The sequence below is a fragment of the Variovorax sp. GW821-FHT09B05 genome, from assembly GCF_059418265.1.
In genome coordinates this window covers 322,802-337,231 of sequence record NZ_JBWKPN010000007.1, presented here as the reverse complement: position 1 = coordinate 337,231, position 14,430 = coordinate 322,802, and the positions used below count along the sequence as shown (strand labels likewise).

The window sequence follows — 14,430 nt, the reverse complement described above, 5'->3', positions numbered from 1 at the left end:
ACGGAGCCGCCATGAGCCTGAACATCCCGTGCCGCACTGCAGACCATTCCTTGGACGACGCTTCATGCGGCGAGCCGCCCGATCTGGCGCCGCGGTGCGCCGCCTTGCAGGCCATCCTGGTCGCGAACTACGAGCACCTGCGGCGCCGGCTGCTGCGCCACCTGGGCTGCCCCGACCTCGCGAGCGAATGCCTACACGAGGCCTGGCTGCGGCTCGGCGACCTGGGTCTGGCGCACGATGTGCAGAACCCGCTGGCCTACATCCACCGCATGGCGAGCAACCTCGCCGTGGACCGGCTGCGCAGCCATCGGCCGTGGCAGTACGCGGGGGAGGAGCAGGTTGTGCTCGATGAATTGGTCGACCGGGCGCCTGGGCCCGAGTCGATTGCACAGGCGCGTTCCGATGTGGCGGCGGTGGAGCGTGCGATGGAGCGGTTGCCGCGTCGGCATCGGTCGGTGCTGATTGCGCTGCGTATCAATGAGATGACACGGCAGGAGGCGGCGGCGCGCTTCGATCTGTCGTTGCGCAGTGTGGATACGGCGTTGCGGCAGGCACTGGACTATTGCGCGGAGAGTGCGGGGCAGGAGGTGCTGACCGGCGTGAGCAGCTCGCGGCGCGCGCTGCGGGCAGCAATCTAGATCAAGTTGCGCATCGCCTGCGCCGTCTCCCGCAACACCGGCAACACCCGCGCCACCGCGTCCTCCGAGCTTTCGTGCCCCATCGGCATCGTGATGTTGAGCGCGCCCACCAGCGTGCCGTGGCGGTCGCGCAGCGGCACCGCGATGCCGCGCGAGTTGAGGTCGAGCTGCTGCTCGGACAGCGCCCAGCCCTGGGCGCGGATGCGCGCGAGCTCGAGCTTCATGCGTTCCATGCTGGCGATGGTGTGCGAGGTGAAGACGGTGAGCTGGCGCGTGGCGAGCCATTCGTTGAGTTCGGCGTCGCCGCGCAGCGCGAGCATCAGCATGCCCGAGGCCGTGACCTGCGCGGGCACGCGCGCGCCGAGCACGTAGCCGGTGCTCATGCTGCGGTTGGGGCCGTTGCGCGCGATGTAGACCACCTCGTCGCCGTCCATCACGCTGAGGTAGGCGATCTCGTTGGTGCCGGCGGCCACGCGCTGCAGAAAGGGCTGCACCACGCGCGGCAGCCGCGCCGATTCGAGGTAGGACTGGCCCAGGCGCAGCACGCGCGGCGTGAGCCAGAACAGCTTGCCGTCGCTCGCCACGTAGCCCATGTGCTGCAGAGTCAGCAGGTAGCGGCGCGCGGCCGTGCGCGTCATGCCGGTGCGCTGGCCGGCCTGGCTCGCGGTCAGGCGCGGGTTGGCGTCGTCGAAGGCCTCGATGATGCTCACGCCGCGCTCCAGGCCGGCTATCCAGTCGCGCTTGTCGAGGCCGGGCGGTGCGGGTGGGTCGTCGTTGCTCATGACCGGGGAGTGTGCCTGCGCCGCCGCCCGACCGCAGTGCTCGATGGGTGGGCAAAAACCCTAGGTTTGAACGATTGACGATCTTGAAAGATCGATCATCGAACGAAATGGCTGTTTGGCGCCAGCAGACTCAGGGCGAAAGGACTATAAAGCCGGGCATCCAGCCTCGAAACGAGCGATTGACGAACGGAAAGACGCCCATGAGCCTCCCCATCAGCGGCAGCACCCAGGCCTACCTGATTCCCGGCGACCCGGTGCGCAATGTGCGGCTGCCGCGCATGTTCAACGCCGCCTTCGAGCGCTTCGGCATCGACGCGGTGCTGCTGCCGATGCAGGTGCCGGTGCGCGACTTCGCGGTGTTCTTCAAGTCGGCCTTTCTCGCGCGCAATGTGCGCGGCATGGTGATCGCGCCGCCGCACAAGCCGCTGGTGGTCGACCTGCTCGAGGGCGCAGGCCTGTTCGGCCGCGTGGCCGGGTCGGTCAACGTGGTGCGCCGCACCGAGGCCGGCCAGCTAGAGGGCGACCTGTTCGATGGCGAAGGCCTGATCGGCGCGCTCGACCGCTTCGCGATCCCGTTTCGTGGCAAGCGCGTGCTGATCCTCGGCGCGGGCGTGAGCGCCGCGGCCATCGGCGTGGCGCTGGCCGAAGGCGGCACGGTCGATGGCGCCGAGTACATCGCCTTCTACGACAGCTCCGCGGGCAAGGCCGCGGGCGTGGCCGCCAAGCTCGATGCCTTCTTCGACGCCCGTGTGGTGGCGGTGGACAGCAACGCACCCGAGGGCTACGACCTGGTCGTCAACGCGACGCCGCTGGGCCTGGCCGAGGACGATGCGCCGCCGGTCGACGTGGCGCGCATGGACGGCCACGCTGCCCTGTTCGACATCCTGCTGCGCAACCAGCCCACGCCGCTGGTGCGCGCGGCACGCGCGCGCGGCCTCAACGCGCAGGCGGGCTTCGAGATGCTGATCCAGCAGATGCCGCACTACTTCGACTACTTCGGCCATGCCGATGCGGCCGCGGCCCTGCGTGCCGACTCGGACTTCCTGCGCGAAATCGTCTATCCCGACGCGATGCGCGCCGAGATCGCCACGCCGTTGCGTTACGGCGCGGCCTGAACCTCTTTTTACCTTCGGCTACGCGCATGATTTCCGGCAAGACCACGCTCATCGCCCACTTGGGCTATCCCACCGAGGCCTTCAAGGCCCCGATGATCTACAACCCCTGGTTCGAGGAACAGGGCATCGACGCGGTGGTGGTGCCGATGGGCGTGAAGCCCGAGGACTACGCGGCCTCGCTCGCGCAGATCTTTCGCTTCAGCAACCTGCGCGGCGCGCTGGTGACGATGCCGCACAAGGTCACGACGATGTCGCTGGTCGACGAGGTCACGCCCACCGCGCGCATCGCGGGCGCCTGCAACGCGATCCTCAAGCGGCCCGACGGCACGCTGCTGGGCGACCAGTTCGACGGCGCGGGCTTCGTGCGCGGGGTGGAGCGCAAGGGCCGGCCTTTTCGGGGCACGCGCGTGCTGGTATCGGGCGCGGGCGGCGTGGGCTCGGCCATCGCGGCCTCGATCGCGGCGGCCGGCGCGGCCGAGCTGATGCTGTTCGATGCGCATGCGGCTTCGGCCGAGGCGCTCGCAGGGCGGCTGCGTGAACACTATCCGCAATTGAAGGTGGCCACCGGCTCGAAGGACCCGGCGGGCTTCGACGTGATCGTCAATGCCACGCCGCTGGGCATGAAGGCCGACGATCCGCTGCCCTTCGACATCGAGCGCATCGATGCCGGCACCTTCGTCGGCGAGGTCGTGATGAAGACCGAGTACACGCCGCTGCTCGAGGCGGCGCGCGCCAAGGGCTGCGCGGTGCAGGTCGGCACCGACATGCTGTTCGAGATGATCCCGGCCTACCTCGAATTCTTCGGTTTCGGCAGCGCCACGGCCGACGAGCTGCGCGCCAGCGCGAAGCTCCAGTACTGACATCCCACGACAAGAACACCATGAGCATCTTCGAAGGCTTCCTCTCCACTTCCGAAACCCTGGGCGCCTTCAGCGACCGCGCCTTCGTCGACGCGATGCTGCGCTTCGAGGCCGCGCTCGCGCGCGCGCAGGCGGCCGAGGGGCTGATCCCCGAGAGCGCGGCGCACTCGATCGTCGGCAGCTGCAAGGTCGAGCTGTTCGACGTCGCCAAGATCGTGCGCGAGAGCGGCCGCGCGGGCAGCGTGGCGATCCCGCTGGTGAAGGCGCTGCGCGAGGCGGTCGGGCTCTTCAATGCCGAGGCCGCGCCTTTCGTGCACTTCGGCAGCACCAGCCAGGACGTGATCGACAGCGCGATGTCGCTGGTCACGCGCGAGGCGGTGGCGTTGATCGAGACCGACCTCGCGAAGGCGGCCGAGGCGCTGCTGCAGCTCGCGGTGCAGCATGCCGCCACGCCGATGCTCGCGCGCACATTGATGCAGCCGGCTTCGGTCACCAGCTTCGGCTTCAAGTGCGCGGGCTGGGCCGCGCCGCTGGTGCGCGGCCGCCTGCGGCTGCGCGAGGCCGCGCGCCATGCGCTGCAACTGCAACTCGGTGGCGCGGTCGGCACGCTGGCGCAGATGGGGCCGCAGGCGGGTGCGGTGCGCGCGCGCATGGCGAAGGAACTGGGGCTGGCCGATCCCGGCGCGACCTGGCACACGCAGCGCGACGAATGGGTGGCGCTGGGCTGCGAGCTCGGCCTCATGACCGGCAGCCTCGGCAAGATCGCGGTCGACGTGTCGCTGCTGGGCCAGTACGAGGTGGCCGAGGTGGCCGAGCCCAGCGAGCCCGGGCGCGGCGGCTCGTCGGCCATGCCGCACAAGCGCAACCCGGTGGCGTCGATGGTGGCGATCGCCGCCGCGCATCGCGCGCCGCAGCGCGTGGCGGCCTTGCTCGGCGCCATGCCTCAGCAGCACGAGCGCGCGCTCGGCGCCTGGCAGGCCGAGCTCGGCGAATGGCCGCAGCTGCTGATGTCGGCGCACGGCAGCGTGCGCGCCATGGCGGCGGCGCTGCCGGGCCTGCAGGTGGATGCCGCGCGCATGCGCGCCAACATCGACCGGTTGCGCGCCGAGCTGCCGCGCGACGCGGCCGACGAATGGTTCGATCCCGCGCTGGCCGTGCGTGCCGGCGAGATCGCGCTGGCCGAGGTGAAGGCGCTGCGCGCGCGGCTGCCGGCCACCTGACAAGGTGTGAATAAACCTACTGCGCGCCCCGATCTCGCACCTGCGGTCCTCACCGTACGTGAGTACGGCTGCGGTCCTCGGCGCGACCTCGGGGCGCTCGCTACGGTTTCTTCACACCTTGCGAGATTTGCAAGAACACACGAACAAGGATTCCCTGACATGACTTCCTCTTCCGACACCCCCGCCGACGACTACGAATCGGGCCTGCTCAACCGCCGCCGCGTGCTCGGCGACGCCTGGGTCGACCGCTCGCTGGCCAACCGCAACAGCTTCAATGCCGAGTTCCAGGAACTGATCACGCGCCATGCGTGGAACGACATCTGGGGCCGCCCCGCGCTGGGCGACAAGACGCGCCGCTACATGGTGCTGTCGATGATGCTGGGCATCCATGCCTATGAAGAGTTCGCGATGCACGTGCGCGCGGCGCTCGACGGTCCGCCCGAGTCGCGGCTCACGCCCGAGGACATCAAGGAAGTGATCATGATGGCCGCCATCTACTGCGGCGTGCCGGTCGCCAACCACGCCTTCGGCATCGCCACCGGCATCCTGCGCGAGAAGGGCCTGCTGCCTGCGGCGGCGCAGTGAGCGCGCCGCAAGGACCGCCAGGAAACCTGAAGGGCCGCTGGCACGCCGGCTTCGCGCTGCTGCTGCCGTTGCTGCTCGCGGCCCAGCCGGTGGCCACCGACAGCTACCTGCCGGCGCTGCCCGCGATCGCCAAGGAGCTCGGTTCGGCCAGCACCAGCCTCACGCTGTTCGTGCTGGCCTTCGGCTTCGCGCAGCTGCTGTGCGGACCGCTGGCCGACCGCTTCGGCCGCCGGCCGGTGCTGTTGGCGGGCCTGGGCTGCTATGCGCTGGCCGCGCTCGGCGGCGCCTTCGCGGGCAGCGTGTTCATGCTGGCCGGCTGGCGCACCTTGCAGGGCTTCTCGATGGCGGCGATCCTGGTCTGCGCGCGCGCCGCGGTGCGCGATCTCTATCCGGCCCACGAGGGCCCGCACGTCATGGCGCGCGGGCTCACGGGGCTGGGCGTGGTCGGGCTGGTGGCGCCGCTGCTCGGCGCCTGGCTGGTGCAGGGCGCGGGCTGGCGCTGGGTGATGGGCGCGATGGCGCTCTATGCGCTGGTGCTGTTCGCGCTGTGCTGGCGCTCCTTCGGCGAGACCCGGCCGACCTTCGTCGACACGCCCTCGGCGCCGCGCGGCAGCACGCGCGTGGTGTTCGCGAGCCGCGCCTTCCGCGCCTGGGCCTCGGTGGCGGCCTCGACCTATGGCGGGCTGTTCTGCTTCCTGCTGCTGTCGCCGATGGTCTACATCGGCTACCTCGGCTGGTCGCCGGCCTGGTACGGCTGGATCCCGGCCGGCGGTTCGCTGGTCTACATCTTCAGCACCACCATGTGCCGCCGGCTGCTGCGCCGCCACGGGCCGGTGCGCACGGTGCAACTGGGCGCCTCGCTGAGCATGGCGGGCGCCACGATCCAGGCGCTGGGCTGCTGGCTCGCGCCGCTGAGCGCGGTGCCGCTGCTCGCGGGCCACGCGGTCTATTGCCTGGGCCACGGCATCCACCAGCCCTGCGGCCAGGCCGGCGCGGTGGGCGACCTGCCGCAGCTCGCGGGCCGCGCCGTCTCGTGGTCCGGCTTCGGCATGATGATGGTCGCCTTCTGCGTCGGGCAGTTCGCCGCGCTGTTCGTCGATGCCGAGTATTCGAACGGCGCGTGGCCGATGGTGATCCCCATGGTCGCCGCCGCCTGCTCGCTGCTGGCCATCGCCTTCTTCTGGCTCCCCCGTCTTCATCCCCTCTCGAAGGAACCCGCCCCATGACCCGTCTGAACCTCGTCCGCGAAGGCAATGGCCCGATCGTCGTGCTGAGCCATGCGCTCGGCTGCGACCTCCGCATGTGGGACGGCGTGGCCGCGCAGCTCGCGCGTGCCCACACCGTGCTGCGCTACGACCACCGCAACCACGGCGCCTCCGAGCGCGTGCCGGGCGCGCTGCGCATCGAGACGCTGGCGCAGGACGCGGCCGAGCTGATCCAGCGCGAGGCCGGCGGCGAGCCGGTGCACTTCGTCGGCCTGTCGATGGGCGGCATGACGGCGCAGGCGCTGGCCGTGCGCCATCCCGAGCTGCTGCGCACCGTGACCATCGCGAACTCCTCGGCCCACTATCCCGACCAGGCGCCCTGGCGCGCGCGCGCCGAGACCGTGGCCGCGCGCGGCGTGGCCGCGATCGCGCCGGGTGCGGTGTCGCGTTGGCTCACGCCGGCCTTCGCCGCCACGCCCGAGGGCCAGGTGGCCGCCCAGCAGCTGCAGGCAGTGCTGCTGGCCAATGATCCGCAGGCCTACATCGAGAGCTGCAACGCGGTGGCGGCGATCGATTTCCGCGACAGCAACCGCCGCATCGCGGTGCCCACGCTGGTGATCGGCGGCCTGCAGGACGAGGCCACGCCGTTCGCGATGTCGGAAGCCATCGCCGCGGCGATCCCCCACGCGCGGCTCGCCAGCATCGATGCGGCCCATGTGAGCGCGGTCGAGCGGCCGGTCGAATTTGCGCAGCTGCTGATCGATTACTGGCGCAGTCTCTGATTCGGCGGGGTCATCGACGGTCCTTCGGACCTAGGTGTAACCCCTGATTCGTGCGAAATTCGCACGATAGCGTTCGATGATCGATCAAAGGCGACGCTAAATGGTTGTGGGCACGGGCCGGCGTTCCTAAAGTCGCTCCCGTGAACACGCTCCAGCCCTCCGCCGACCTTTCGCAGCGCACCGCGCGGCGCATGCACCGCTCGATCGCCACCGTCTCGCTCAGTGGCACGCTGCGCCAGAAGCTCGAGGCAATCGCCGCAGCGGGCTTCGACGGCATCGAGCTGTTCGAGAGCGACTTCGTCAACTTCAAGGGCACGGCCGCCGACCTGCGCGGCCTCGCGGCCGACCTGGGCCTGGCGATCGACCTCTATCAGCCGTTTCGCGATTTCGAAGGCATGCCCGAGCCGCAGTTCCGCCGCGGCCTGGAGCGCGCCGAGCGCAAGTTCGAGCTGATGGCCGCGCTGGGCGTGCCGCTGATGCTGTGCTGCTCGAACACCTCGCCGCTCGCCATCGACGATCCCGCGCGCGCCGCCGCGCAGCTGCATGCGCTGGCCGAACGCGCCGCGGCCCATGGCCTGCGCGTGGGCTTCGAGGCGCTGGCCTGGGGCCGCTTCACGTCGCGCTATGGCCAGGCCTGGGACCTCGTGCGGCGCGCCGGCCATCCCGCGCTGGGCCTGATCCTCGACAGCTTCCACACGCTGTCGCTGCGCGACGACCCGGCCGGCATCGCCGACATCCCGGGCGAGAAGATCTTCTTCCTGCAGATGGCCGATGCGCCGCAGCTCTCGATGGACGTGCTGCAGTGGGCGCGCCACCACCGCGTGTTTCCGGGGCAGGGCGATTTCGACGTGGCGGGCTTCCATGCGCAGGTGCTGCGCGCTGGCTACACCGGGCCGCTGTCCCTCGAGATCTTCAACGACCTGTTCCGCGAGACGCCGAACCGCCGCACCGCGGTCGATGCAATGCGCTCGCTGCTGTACCTCGAGAGCCAGGTGCGCGAGCGCGTGGCCACTGCGCCGGCGCAGCCGCTGCTGTTCGCTCCGCCGCAGGCGCCGGCCTTTCGCGGGCTGTCCTTCATCGAGTTCGCGGCCGACGAGTCTTCGGCCGGCGCGCTCGGCACGCTGCTGCAGCAACTGGGCTTTCGCCGCGCGGGCCGCCATCGCTCGAAGGCCGTCACGCTCTACCGCCAGGGCGACATCCACATGGTCGTGAATGCGCAGCCCGAGAGCTTTGCGCGCACGCGCTTCGAGGCGCACGGCACCTCGGTCTGCGCGCTGGGCGTGTGCACCGACGATCCGCAGGCGGCCGTGGCGCGCGCCACCGCGCTGTGCTCGCAGCGGCACGACAGCCCGGTCGGCCCCGGCGAGCAGGCCGTGCCCGCGATCGTGGTGCCGGGCGGCAACCTGCTGCATTTCATTCCGTCGTCGCTCGGCGCCACGGGGCTCTACGAGGCCGACTTCATCCTCGAGCCCGGCGAAGCGCAGGGCGAAGAGGAGGGCGATGGCGCCGGCCTGCGCGCCATCGACCACGTCGCGCTCGGCCTCGCGCTCGACCAGCTCGACACCTGGGTGCTGTTCTCGCGCGCCGTGCTCGGGCTCGAGGTCGGCGAGAGCCTCGAGCTGGCCGATCCCTTCGGCCTGATCAAGAGCCGCGGCGTGGCCGATGCCGCGCGCAGCCTGCGCCTGGTGCTCAACGTGTCGCTGAGCCAGCGCACGCGCACCGCGCGCACCGTGCATGCGCAGGGCGGCGGCGCGGTGCACCACGTGGCGCTGCGCAGCGACGACATCTTCGCGTCGGTGGCGCGGCTGCGCGCCAACGGCGTGCGCTTCGTGCCGATCTCGGACAACTACTACGACGACCTCGCCACGCGCATCGATCTCGATGCCGCGCTGCTCGAGCGCATGCGCGCGGCGGGCGTGCTGTTCGACCGCTCGCCGGCCGGCGACTACCTGCACATCTACACCGAGAGCTTCGAGGACGGCCTGTTCTTCGAGGTGGCGCAGCGCATCGGCGGCTACGACGCCTATGGCGCACTCAACGCGCCGGCGCGCATGGCCTCGCAGGCCCAGGACTGATTTCCCTTCGTTCATTCATTCACCCGCTCATCCTCGTCCACACCGGAGACAACCCATGGCGAACACCACGGCTCACGAGCCTCAAGGCAAGCACCAGTCGAAGAAGGCCGCCGCCAGCGGCTGGATCGGCTCGGCGCTCGAGTACTACGACTTCTTCATCTACGCCACCGCCGCGGCGCTGATCTTTCCGCAGATCTTCTTTCCCAAGGGCGACCCGACCACGGCGATCATCGCCTCGCTCGCGACCTACGGCGTGGGCTATGTCGCGCGGCCCATCGGCGCCTTCGTGCTCGGCCACTGGGGCGACACGCACGGGCGCAAGCAGGTGCTGATCCTGTGCATGTTCCTCATGGGCTTCTCGACCGTGGCCGTGGGCCTGCTGCCCACCTACGACCAGATCGGCCTGGCGGCGCCCGTGCTGCTGGTGATCCTGCGGCTGATCCAGGGCTTCGCGGTGGCCGGCGAGATCTCGGGCGCGAGCTCGATGATCCTCGAGCACGCGCCCTTCGGCCGGCGCGGCTTCTTCGCGAGCTTCACTTTGCAGGGCGTACAGGCCGGCCAGATCATGGCGGCCGCCGTGTTCCTGCCGCTCGCGCACTACATGCCGGAAGAGGCGTTCAATTCGTGGGGCTGGCGCATCCCGTTCCTGCTGAGCTTCGTCGTCATCATCGCGGGCTACATCATCCGCCGCGAGGTCGACGAGACCCCGGCCTTCGCCGAGGCCGACAAGAAGGGCGAGGTGCCGCGCTCGCCTATCGTGCAGGCCTTCACCGACAGCTGGGCCGACATGCTGCGCGTGGTCTGCATGGCGCTGATGAACGTGATCCCGGTGGTCGCCACCATCTTCGGCGCCGCCTACGCGGTGCAGTCGGCCTACGGCATCGGCTTCCAGAAGGACGTCTACCTGTGGATCCCGGTGCTCGGCAACATCCTCGCGGTGCTGGTGATCCCGTTCGTGGGCAATCTCTCGGACCGCATCGGCCGCAAGCCTCCGATCATCGTCGGCGCGCTGGCCTCGGGCCTGCTGTCCTTCGCCTACCTCTATGCCATCAGCGTGCGCAACGTGCCGCTCGCGATCTGCATGTCGCTGCTGATGTGGGGCATCGTCTACCAGGGCTACAACGCCACCTTCCCGAGCTTCTATCCCGAGCTGTTCCGCACCCGCAACCGGGTGTCGGCCATGGCCATCTCGCAGAACATCGGCACCACCTTCACGGCCCTGCTGCCCGCGCTGTTCGCGACTGTGGCGCCTCCGGGCTCGGCCAACATCTGGCTCACCGTGGGCAGCATCACCTTCGCCGTGACCGTGCTGGCCGCGCTGGCGGCGATGAGCGCGCGCGAGACCTACCGCGTGCACATGAACGACCTCGGCGACCCCGATGCGGTGCCGGTCGACAAGGCCGAGTACGACCGCCTGCGGGCTCAGACCCTGGGCGCGAGCCCGGTGGCGGCGCGCGCCACGGCCTGACGCCGCAGGGCTGGGGCGGCGGAAGACCTTGCACCTGACAAGGCCGCCGCCGCGCGGAAGAATGGCGGCCATGACGACCCCATCCTCCTCCCACCTCAAGATCGATTTCGTCTCGGACGTCTCCTGCCCCTGGTGCGCCGTCGGCCTGGGTTCGCTCGAGGCCGCGATCGCCCGCGTGGCGCCCGGGGTGACGGCCGAGCTGCACTTCCAGCCCTTCGAGCTCAACCCGCAGATGCCGCCCGAGGGCCAGGACACCTTCGAGCACCTGAACCAGAAGTACGGTTCCACGCGCGAACAGCAGGCCCAGATGCGCGAAGCCATCCGCCAGCGCGGCGAGGCCGTCGGCTTCGTCTTCAACCCCGAGGGTCGGCCGCGCATCTACAACACCTTCGATGCGCACCGGCTGCTGCACTGGGCCGAGCTCGAGGACGCGGCCAAGCAGGTCGCGCTGAAGAAGTCGCTGCTCAAGGCCTACTTCACCGATGCCGAGAATCCCTCCGACCCCGAGGTGCTGGTGCGGCTCGCGGCCGCGGCGGGGCTCGATGCGGTGCGGGCACGCGAGATCCTCGCGAGCGACGAGTACGCGGCCGAGACCCGCGCGCGCGAACGCATGTACACCGACGCCGGCATCCACTCGGTGCCCGCGATCATCATCAACGACCAGCACCTGATCTCGGGCGGCCAGCCGGTGGAGGTGTTCGAGCGCGCGCTGCGGCAGATCGCGGGGGCGCAGCCCAGCGGGGTGGTGTCGGCCTGAGGCCTGCAAGCCGTCTTGGGCCGCAGGCGCGTTTCGCCTTGAAACGAAGCTGACTCGCGGCTTTACACGGCGCTGGCATGCTGGGGTCAACCGCGCACCGACGGCGCGGGTTGAACCCACCATGCACATCTCTTCGATCAGGTCGCGCCTCGCGAGGGGCGCATGGATGGCGGCCGCCACACTGTGGCTCGCGGGCTGCGCGCTCGGCACGCGGCCCGATGCGCCGCCGCTCGCTTTGCGCGGCGCACCGCCCGATGCACTGACCCAGCTGCGCTGGCTCGACCGCGTGAGCTGGGGAGCGAACGCCAGCGGCCAGGCCGAGGTTGCGAAGCAGGGCCTGGCGGTGTGGATGGGGCGGCAACTGAAGCCCGCACCGCAGCCGCTGCCGCGCGAAGCCCAGGCGCAGATCGATGCGATGGAGATCGTGCGCACCCCTGTCGACACACTCGCGATCGCGCTCGATGCCGAGCGCAAGGCGACCGACGCGTTGCCCGACGAGGACCAGAAGAAGGCCGCGCGCCAGGCCTACCAGCAGCACCTGAACCGGCTCGCGCGCGAGGCGCAGCAGCGCTCCATGCTGCGCGCGCTCTATTCGCCGAACCAGCTGCAGGAGCAGATGACCTGGTTCTGGACGAACCACTTCAACGTCAGCCTGCGCAAGGGTGGCGACATGCGCGCGCTGATCGGCGACTACGAAGAGAACGCGATTCGTCCGCATGCGCTGGGGCGTTTTCGCGACCTGCTCGGCGCCACGCTGCACCATCCCGCGATGCTGGGCTATCTCGACAACGCGCAGAACGCCGCCAACCGCATCAACGAGAACTACGCGCGCGAGCTGATGGAGTTGCACACGCTGGGCGTGGGCAGCGGCTACTCGCAGGCCGATGTGCAGGAACTCGCTCGCGTGCTCACCGGCGTGGGCGTGAGTCTGCAGCCGGCCGATGCACCGCCGCCGAAGCTCAAGGCCGCGATCGCCGCCGACTACCGGCGCCAGGGCCTGTTCGAGTTCAATCCCAACCGCCACGACTACGGCCCGAAGACGCTGCTCGGCGAGCCGATCCGCGGCCGCGGCCTGGCCGAGGTCGACGAGGCGCTCGACCGCCTCGCGCGCGCGCCGGCCACCGCGCGCTTCGTCTCGCGCAAGCTCGCCGTCTATTTCGTGGCCGACGATCCATCGAATGCGCTGGTCGGGCGCATGGCGGCGAGCTTCACGCGCAGCGATGGCGACATCGCCGCCACCTTGCGCACGCTGTTCGAGTCGCCCGAGTTCGCGGCCTCGCTGGGCCGCAAGTTCCGCGACCCGGTGCACTATGCAGTGGCCGGCGTTCGGCTGGCCTACGACGGCCGCGTGGTGGCGAACGTGGGCCATATGCTTAACTGGATCGATCGCATGGGCCAGCCGCTCTATGGCCACGAGACGCCCGACGGCTATCCGCTGCACGAGGCTGCGTGGGCCAGCGCGGGGCAGATGAACACGCGCTTCGAGATCGCGCGCATTCTGGGCGCGAGCGGTGCCCTGTTGTTTCGCACCGACGCCAAGGCACCGCTCGAGAGCCCGGCCTTCCCGCCGCTGGCCGAGTCGCCCGCGGTGCGCGAGATGCAGACCGGCTTCGGCGCCGGCACGCGCGAGGTGCTCGCGCAGGCGAAGAACCCGCCCGAATGGAACACGCTGCTGCTGGCCGCGCCCGAGCTGATGCGCCGCTAGCGCCCCCTCGAAAAAGGACAAGTCCATGCAACGCCGAGAACTGCTCCGTTTCGCCGCCGCCGCGCCGCTGGCCGGCGCCGCCGCCCGCCTGATCGCCGCGCCGGCCGCCGAGGGCGCCAAGCTGTTGGTCGTGTTCCTGCGCGGTGCCTACGACAGCACCAGCTTGCTGGTGCCCACCTCGAGCGACTTCTACTACGCCTCGCGGCCCGGCATCGCGATCGGACGACCGGGCACCAGCGGCGGCGCGCTGCCGCTCGATGCCGACTGGGGCCTGCATCCATCGCTGGCGCAGAGCGTGATGCCGCTGTTCCAGCAGAAGCAGGCCGCGTTCATCGCTTTCGCCGGCACCGACGACCTCACGCGCAGCCACTTCGAGACGCAGGACGGTATCGAGCTGGGCCAGGCGCTCGACCGCCGGCGCGACTACCGCTCAGGCTTCCTCAACCGCCTCGCGGGTGTGCTCGGCGCGGGGCCGCTCGCCGACGTCTCGCCGATGGCCTTCACCGACCAGTTGCCGATCTCGCTGCGCGGCGATGCAAGGGCCGCCAACATGGCGCTCGCGGGCAATGCGCGGCCCGGCCTCGACGCCCGCCAGAGCCAGCTCATCGCCTCGATGTACCGCGATACCCCGCTCGCGCAGACCGTGGCCGAGGGCTTCCAGGTGCGCGACGAGGTGCAACGCGCCATGCAAGCCGAGATGGACGCCGCCAGCCGCAACGCCATGACCGCCAAGGGCTTCGAACTCGTCGCCCGCCGCATGGCCGCGCTGATGCGCGAGCGCTACGACCTCGGCTTCGTCGATGTCGGCGGCTGGGACACCCACGTGGGGCAGGGCGCGGCCACCGGCTACCTCGCGAACCGCTTCGAGGAACTGGGCCGCGGTCTCGCGGCCTTCGCGCAGGAGATGGTGCCCGAGAACTGGCGCCAGACCGTGGTGGTGGTCATCAGCGAGTTCGGCCGCACCTTCCGCGAGAACGGCAACAAGGGCACCGACCATGGCCATGGCACGGTCTACTGGGTGCTCGGCGGCGGCCTCTCGGCGCAGGCCGGCGGCCGCGTGGTCGGCGAGCAGCAGGCGCTGACGGCCGCCACGCTGTTCCAGAACCGCGACTATCCGGTGCTCAACGAGTACCGCGCGGTGCTCGGCGGGCTGTTCCAGCGCATGTACGGGTTGTCGCCCGCGCAGGTCGCGAAGGTGTTCGACGGCGTGACGCCGAAGGACCTGAAGCTGGTGTGAG

Annotated in this window: 13 protein-coding genes; 12 read left to right on the top strand and 1 reads right to left on the bottom strand. The window is 70.2% G+C overall.

Going from position 1 to position 14,430, the window contains the following annotated elements:
* The first annotated feature begins 11 nt into the window (after positions 1-11).
* Complete coding sequence (locus tag AC07RM_RS20480; protein ID WP_495335682.1) at positions 12-638, top strand: RNA polymerase sigma factor; 627 nt, start codon at positions 12-14, stop codon at positions 636-638.
* On the opposite strand, the gene AC07RM_RS20475 is transcribed toward AC07RM_RS20480, so the two are convergent.
* Positions 635-1,420: an IclR family transcriptional regulator domain-containing protein gene (locus tag AC07RM_RS20475; protein WP_209542791.1), complete on the bottom strand. Its 786-nt coding sequence runs from the start codon at positions 1,418-1,420 to the stop codon at positions 635-637. The two genes, AC07RM_RS20480 and AC07RM_RS20475, sit on opposite strands and share 4 nt — an antisense overlap.
* A gap of 200 nt (positions 1,421-1,620) precedes the next feature.
* Here AC07RM_RS20475 and AC07RM_RS20470 point away from each other — a divergent pair, with 200 nt between their 5' ends.
* The 11 genes from AC07RM_RS20470 (at position 1,621) to AC07RM_RS20420 (ending at position 14,429) form a co-directional block, all read left to right on the top strand.
* The gene (locus AC07RM_RS20470) at positions 1,621-2,535 is read left to right on the top strand and encodes a shikimate dehydrogenase family protein (protein ID WP_057596427.1); all 915 of its coding nucleotides are present in this window, start codon (positions 1,621-1,623) and stop codon (positions 2,533-2,535) included.
* A gap of 26 nt (positions 2,536-2,561) precedes the next feature.
* Complete coding sequence (locus AC07RM_RS20465; RefSeq protein ID WP_495335681.1) at positions 2,562-3,395, top strand: shikimate dehydrogenase family protein; 834 nt, start codon at positions 2,562-2,564, stop codon at positions 3,393-3,395.
* A 20-nt stretch (positions 3,396-3,415) separates the two neighbouring features.
* The gene (gene pcaB / locus AC07RM_RS20460; protein ID WP_495335680.1) at positions 3,416-4,615 is read left to right on the top strand and encodes a 3-carboxy-cis,cis-muconate cycloisomerase; all 1,200 of its coding nucleotides are present in this window, start codon (positions 3,416-3,418) and stop codon (positions 4,613-4,615) included.
* Between the two features lie 159 nt (positions 4,616-4,774).
* Positions 4,775-5,200, top strand: coding sequence for a carboxymuconolactone decarboxylase family protein (locus tag AC07RM_RS20455; protein WP_495335679.1), 426 nt, complete (start codon positions 4,775-4,777; stop codon positions 5,198-5,200).
* Entirely contained in the window at positions 5,197-6,426 is a 1,230-nt protein-coding gene (locus AC07RM_RS20450; protein ID WP_495335678.1) for an MFS transporter, read from the top strand. Before AC07RM_RS20455 ends, AC07RM_RS20450 begins: the two co-directional genes overlap by 4 nt.
* Positions 6,423-7,187 (top strand): alpha/beta fold hydrolase, encoded by a 765-nt coding sequence (locus tag AC07RM_RS20445; protein WP_208509884.1) that lies wholly within the window; start codon positions 6,423-6,425, stop codon positions 7,185-7,187. Before AC07RM_RS20450 ends, AC07RM_RS20445 begins: the two co-directional genes overlap by 4 nt.
* Before the next feature lie 191 nt (positions 7,188-7,378).
* Entirely contained in the window at positions 7,379-9,262 is a 1,884-nt protein-coding gene (locus AC07RM_RS20440; protein WP_495335738.1) for a bifunctional sugar phosphate isomerase/epimerase/4-hydroxyphenylpyruvate dioxygenase family protein, read from the top strand.
* Between the two features lie 55 nt (positions 9,263-9,317).
* Positions 9,318-10,730, top strand: coding sequence for an MFS transporter (locus tag AC07RM_RS20435; protein ID WP_208509885.1), 1,413 nt, complete (start codon positions 9,318-9,320; stop codon positions 10,728-10,730).
* A gap of 61 nt (positions 10,731-10,791) precedes the next feature.
* A complete protein-coding gene (locus tag AC07RM_RS20430) occupies positions 10,792-11,487 on the top strand; it encodes a DsbA family oxidoreductase (RefSeq protein ID WP_495335677.1) in 696 nt (231 codons plus the stop codon).
* A 166-nt stretch (positions 11,488-11,653) separates the two neighbouring features.
* Positions 11,654-13,192, top strand: a complete 1,539-nt coding sequence (locus AC07RM_RS20425) for a DUF1800 domain-containing protein (protein ID WP_495335676.1) — start codon at positions 11,654-11,656, stop codon at positions 13,190-13,192.
* A gap of 25 nt (positions 13,193-13,217) precedes the next feature.
* The gene (locus AC07RM_RS20420) at positions 13,218-14,429 is read left to right on the top strand and encodes a DUF1501 domain-containing protein (protein WP_495335675.1); all 1,212 of its coding nucleotides are present in this window, start codon (positions 13,218-13,220) and stop codon (positions 14,427-14,429) included.
* The last annotated feature ends 1 nt before the right edge of the window (position 14,430 follow it).

What these genes read in the sequence shown, in the direction of transcription:
- pcaB (WP_495335680.1), top strand. Translation starts at nt 3,416, where the DNA reads ATGAGCATCTTCGAAGGCTTCCTCTCCACTTCCGAAACCCTGGGCGCC.
- AC07RM_RS20440 (WP_495335738.1), top strand. Translation starts at nt 7,379, where the DNA reads ATGCACCGCTCGATCGCCACCGTCTCGCTCAGTGGCACGCTGCGCCAG.
- AC07RM_RS20445 (WP_208509884.1), top strand. Translation starts at nt 6,423, where the DNA reads ATGACCCGTCTGAACCTCGTCCGCGAAGGCAATGGCCCGATCGTCGTG.
- AC07RM_RS20470 (WP_057596427.1), top strand. Translation starts at nt 1,621, where the DNA reads ATGAGCCTCCCCATCAGCGGCAGCACCCAGGCCTACCTGATTCCCGGC.
- AC07RM_RS20480 (WP_495335682.1), top strand. Translation starts at nt 12, where the DNA reads ATGAGCCTGAACATCCCGTGCCGCACTGCAGACCATTCCTTGGACGAC.
- AC07RM_RS20455 (WP_495335679.1), top strand. Translation starts at nt 4,775, where the DNA reads ATGACTTCCTCTTCCGACACCCCCGCCGACGACTACGAATCGGGCCTG.
- AC07RM_RS20435 (WP_208509885.1), top strand. Translation starts at nt 9,318, where the DNA reads ATGGCGAACACCACGGCTCACGAGCCTCAAGGCAAGCACCAGTCGAAG.
- AC07RM_RS20430 (WP_495335677.1), top strand. Translation starts at nt 10,792, where the DNA reads ATGGCGGCCATGACGACCCCATCCTCCTCCCACCTCAAGATCGATTTC.
- AC07RM_RS20425 (WP_495335676.1), top strand. Translation starts at nt 11,654, where the DNA reads ATGGCGGCCGCCACACTGTGGCTCGCGGGCTGCGCGCTCGGCACGCGG.
- AC07RM_RS20465 (WP_495335681.1), top strand. Translation starts at nt 2,562, where the DNA reads ATGATTTCCGGCAAGACCACGCTCATCGCCCACTTGGGCTATCCCACC.
- AC07RM_RS20475 (WP_209542791.1), bottom strand. Translation starts at nt 1,420, where the DNA reads ATGAGCAACGACGACCCACCCGCACCGCCCGGCCTCGACAAGCGCGAC.
- AC07RM_RS20420 (WP_495335675.1), top strand. Translation starts at nt 13,218, where the DNA reads ATGCAACGCCGAGAACTGCTCCGTTTCGCCGCCGCCGCGCCGCTGGCC.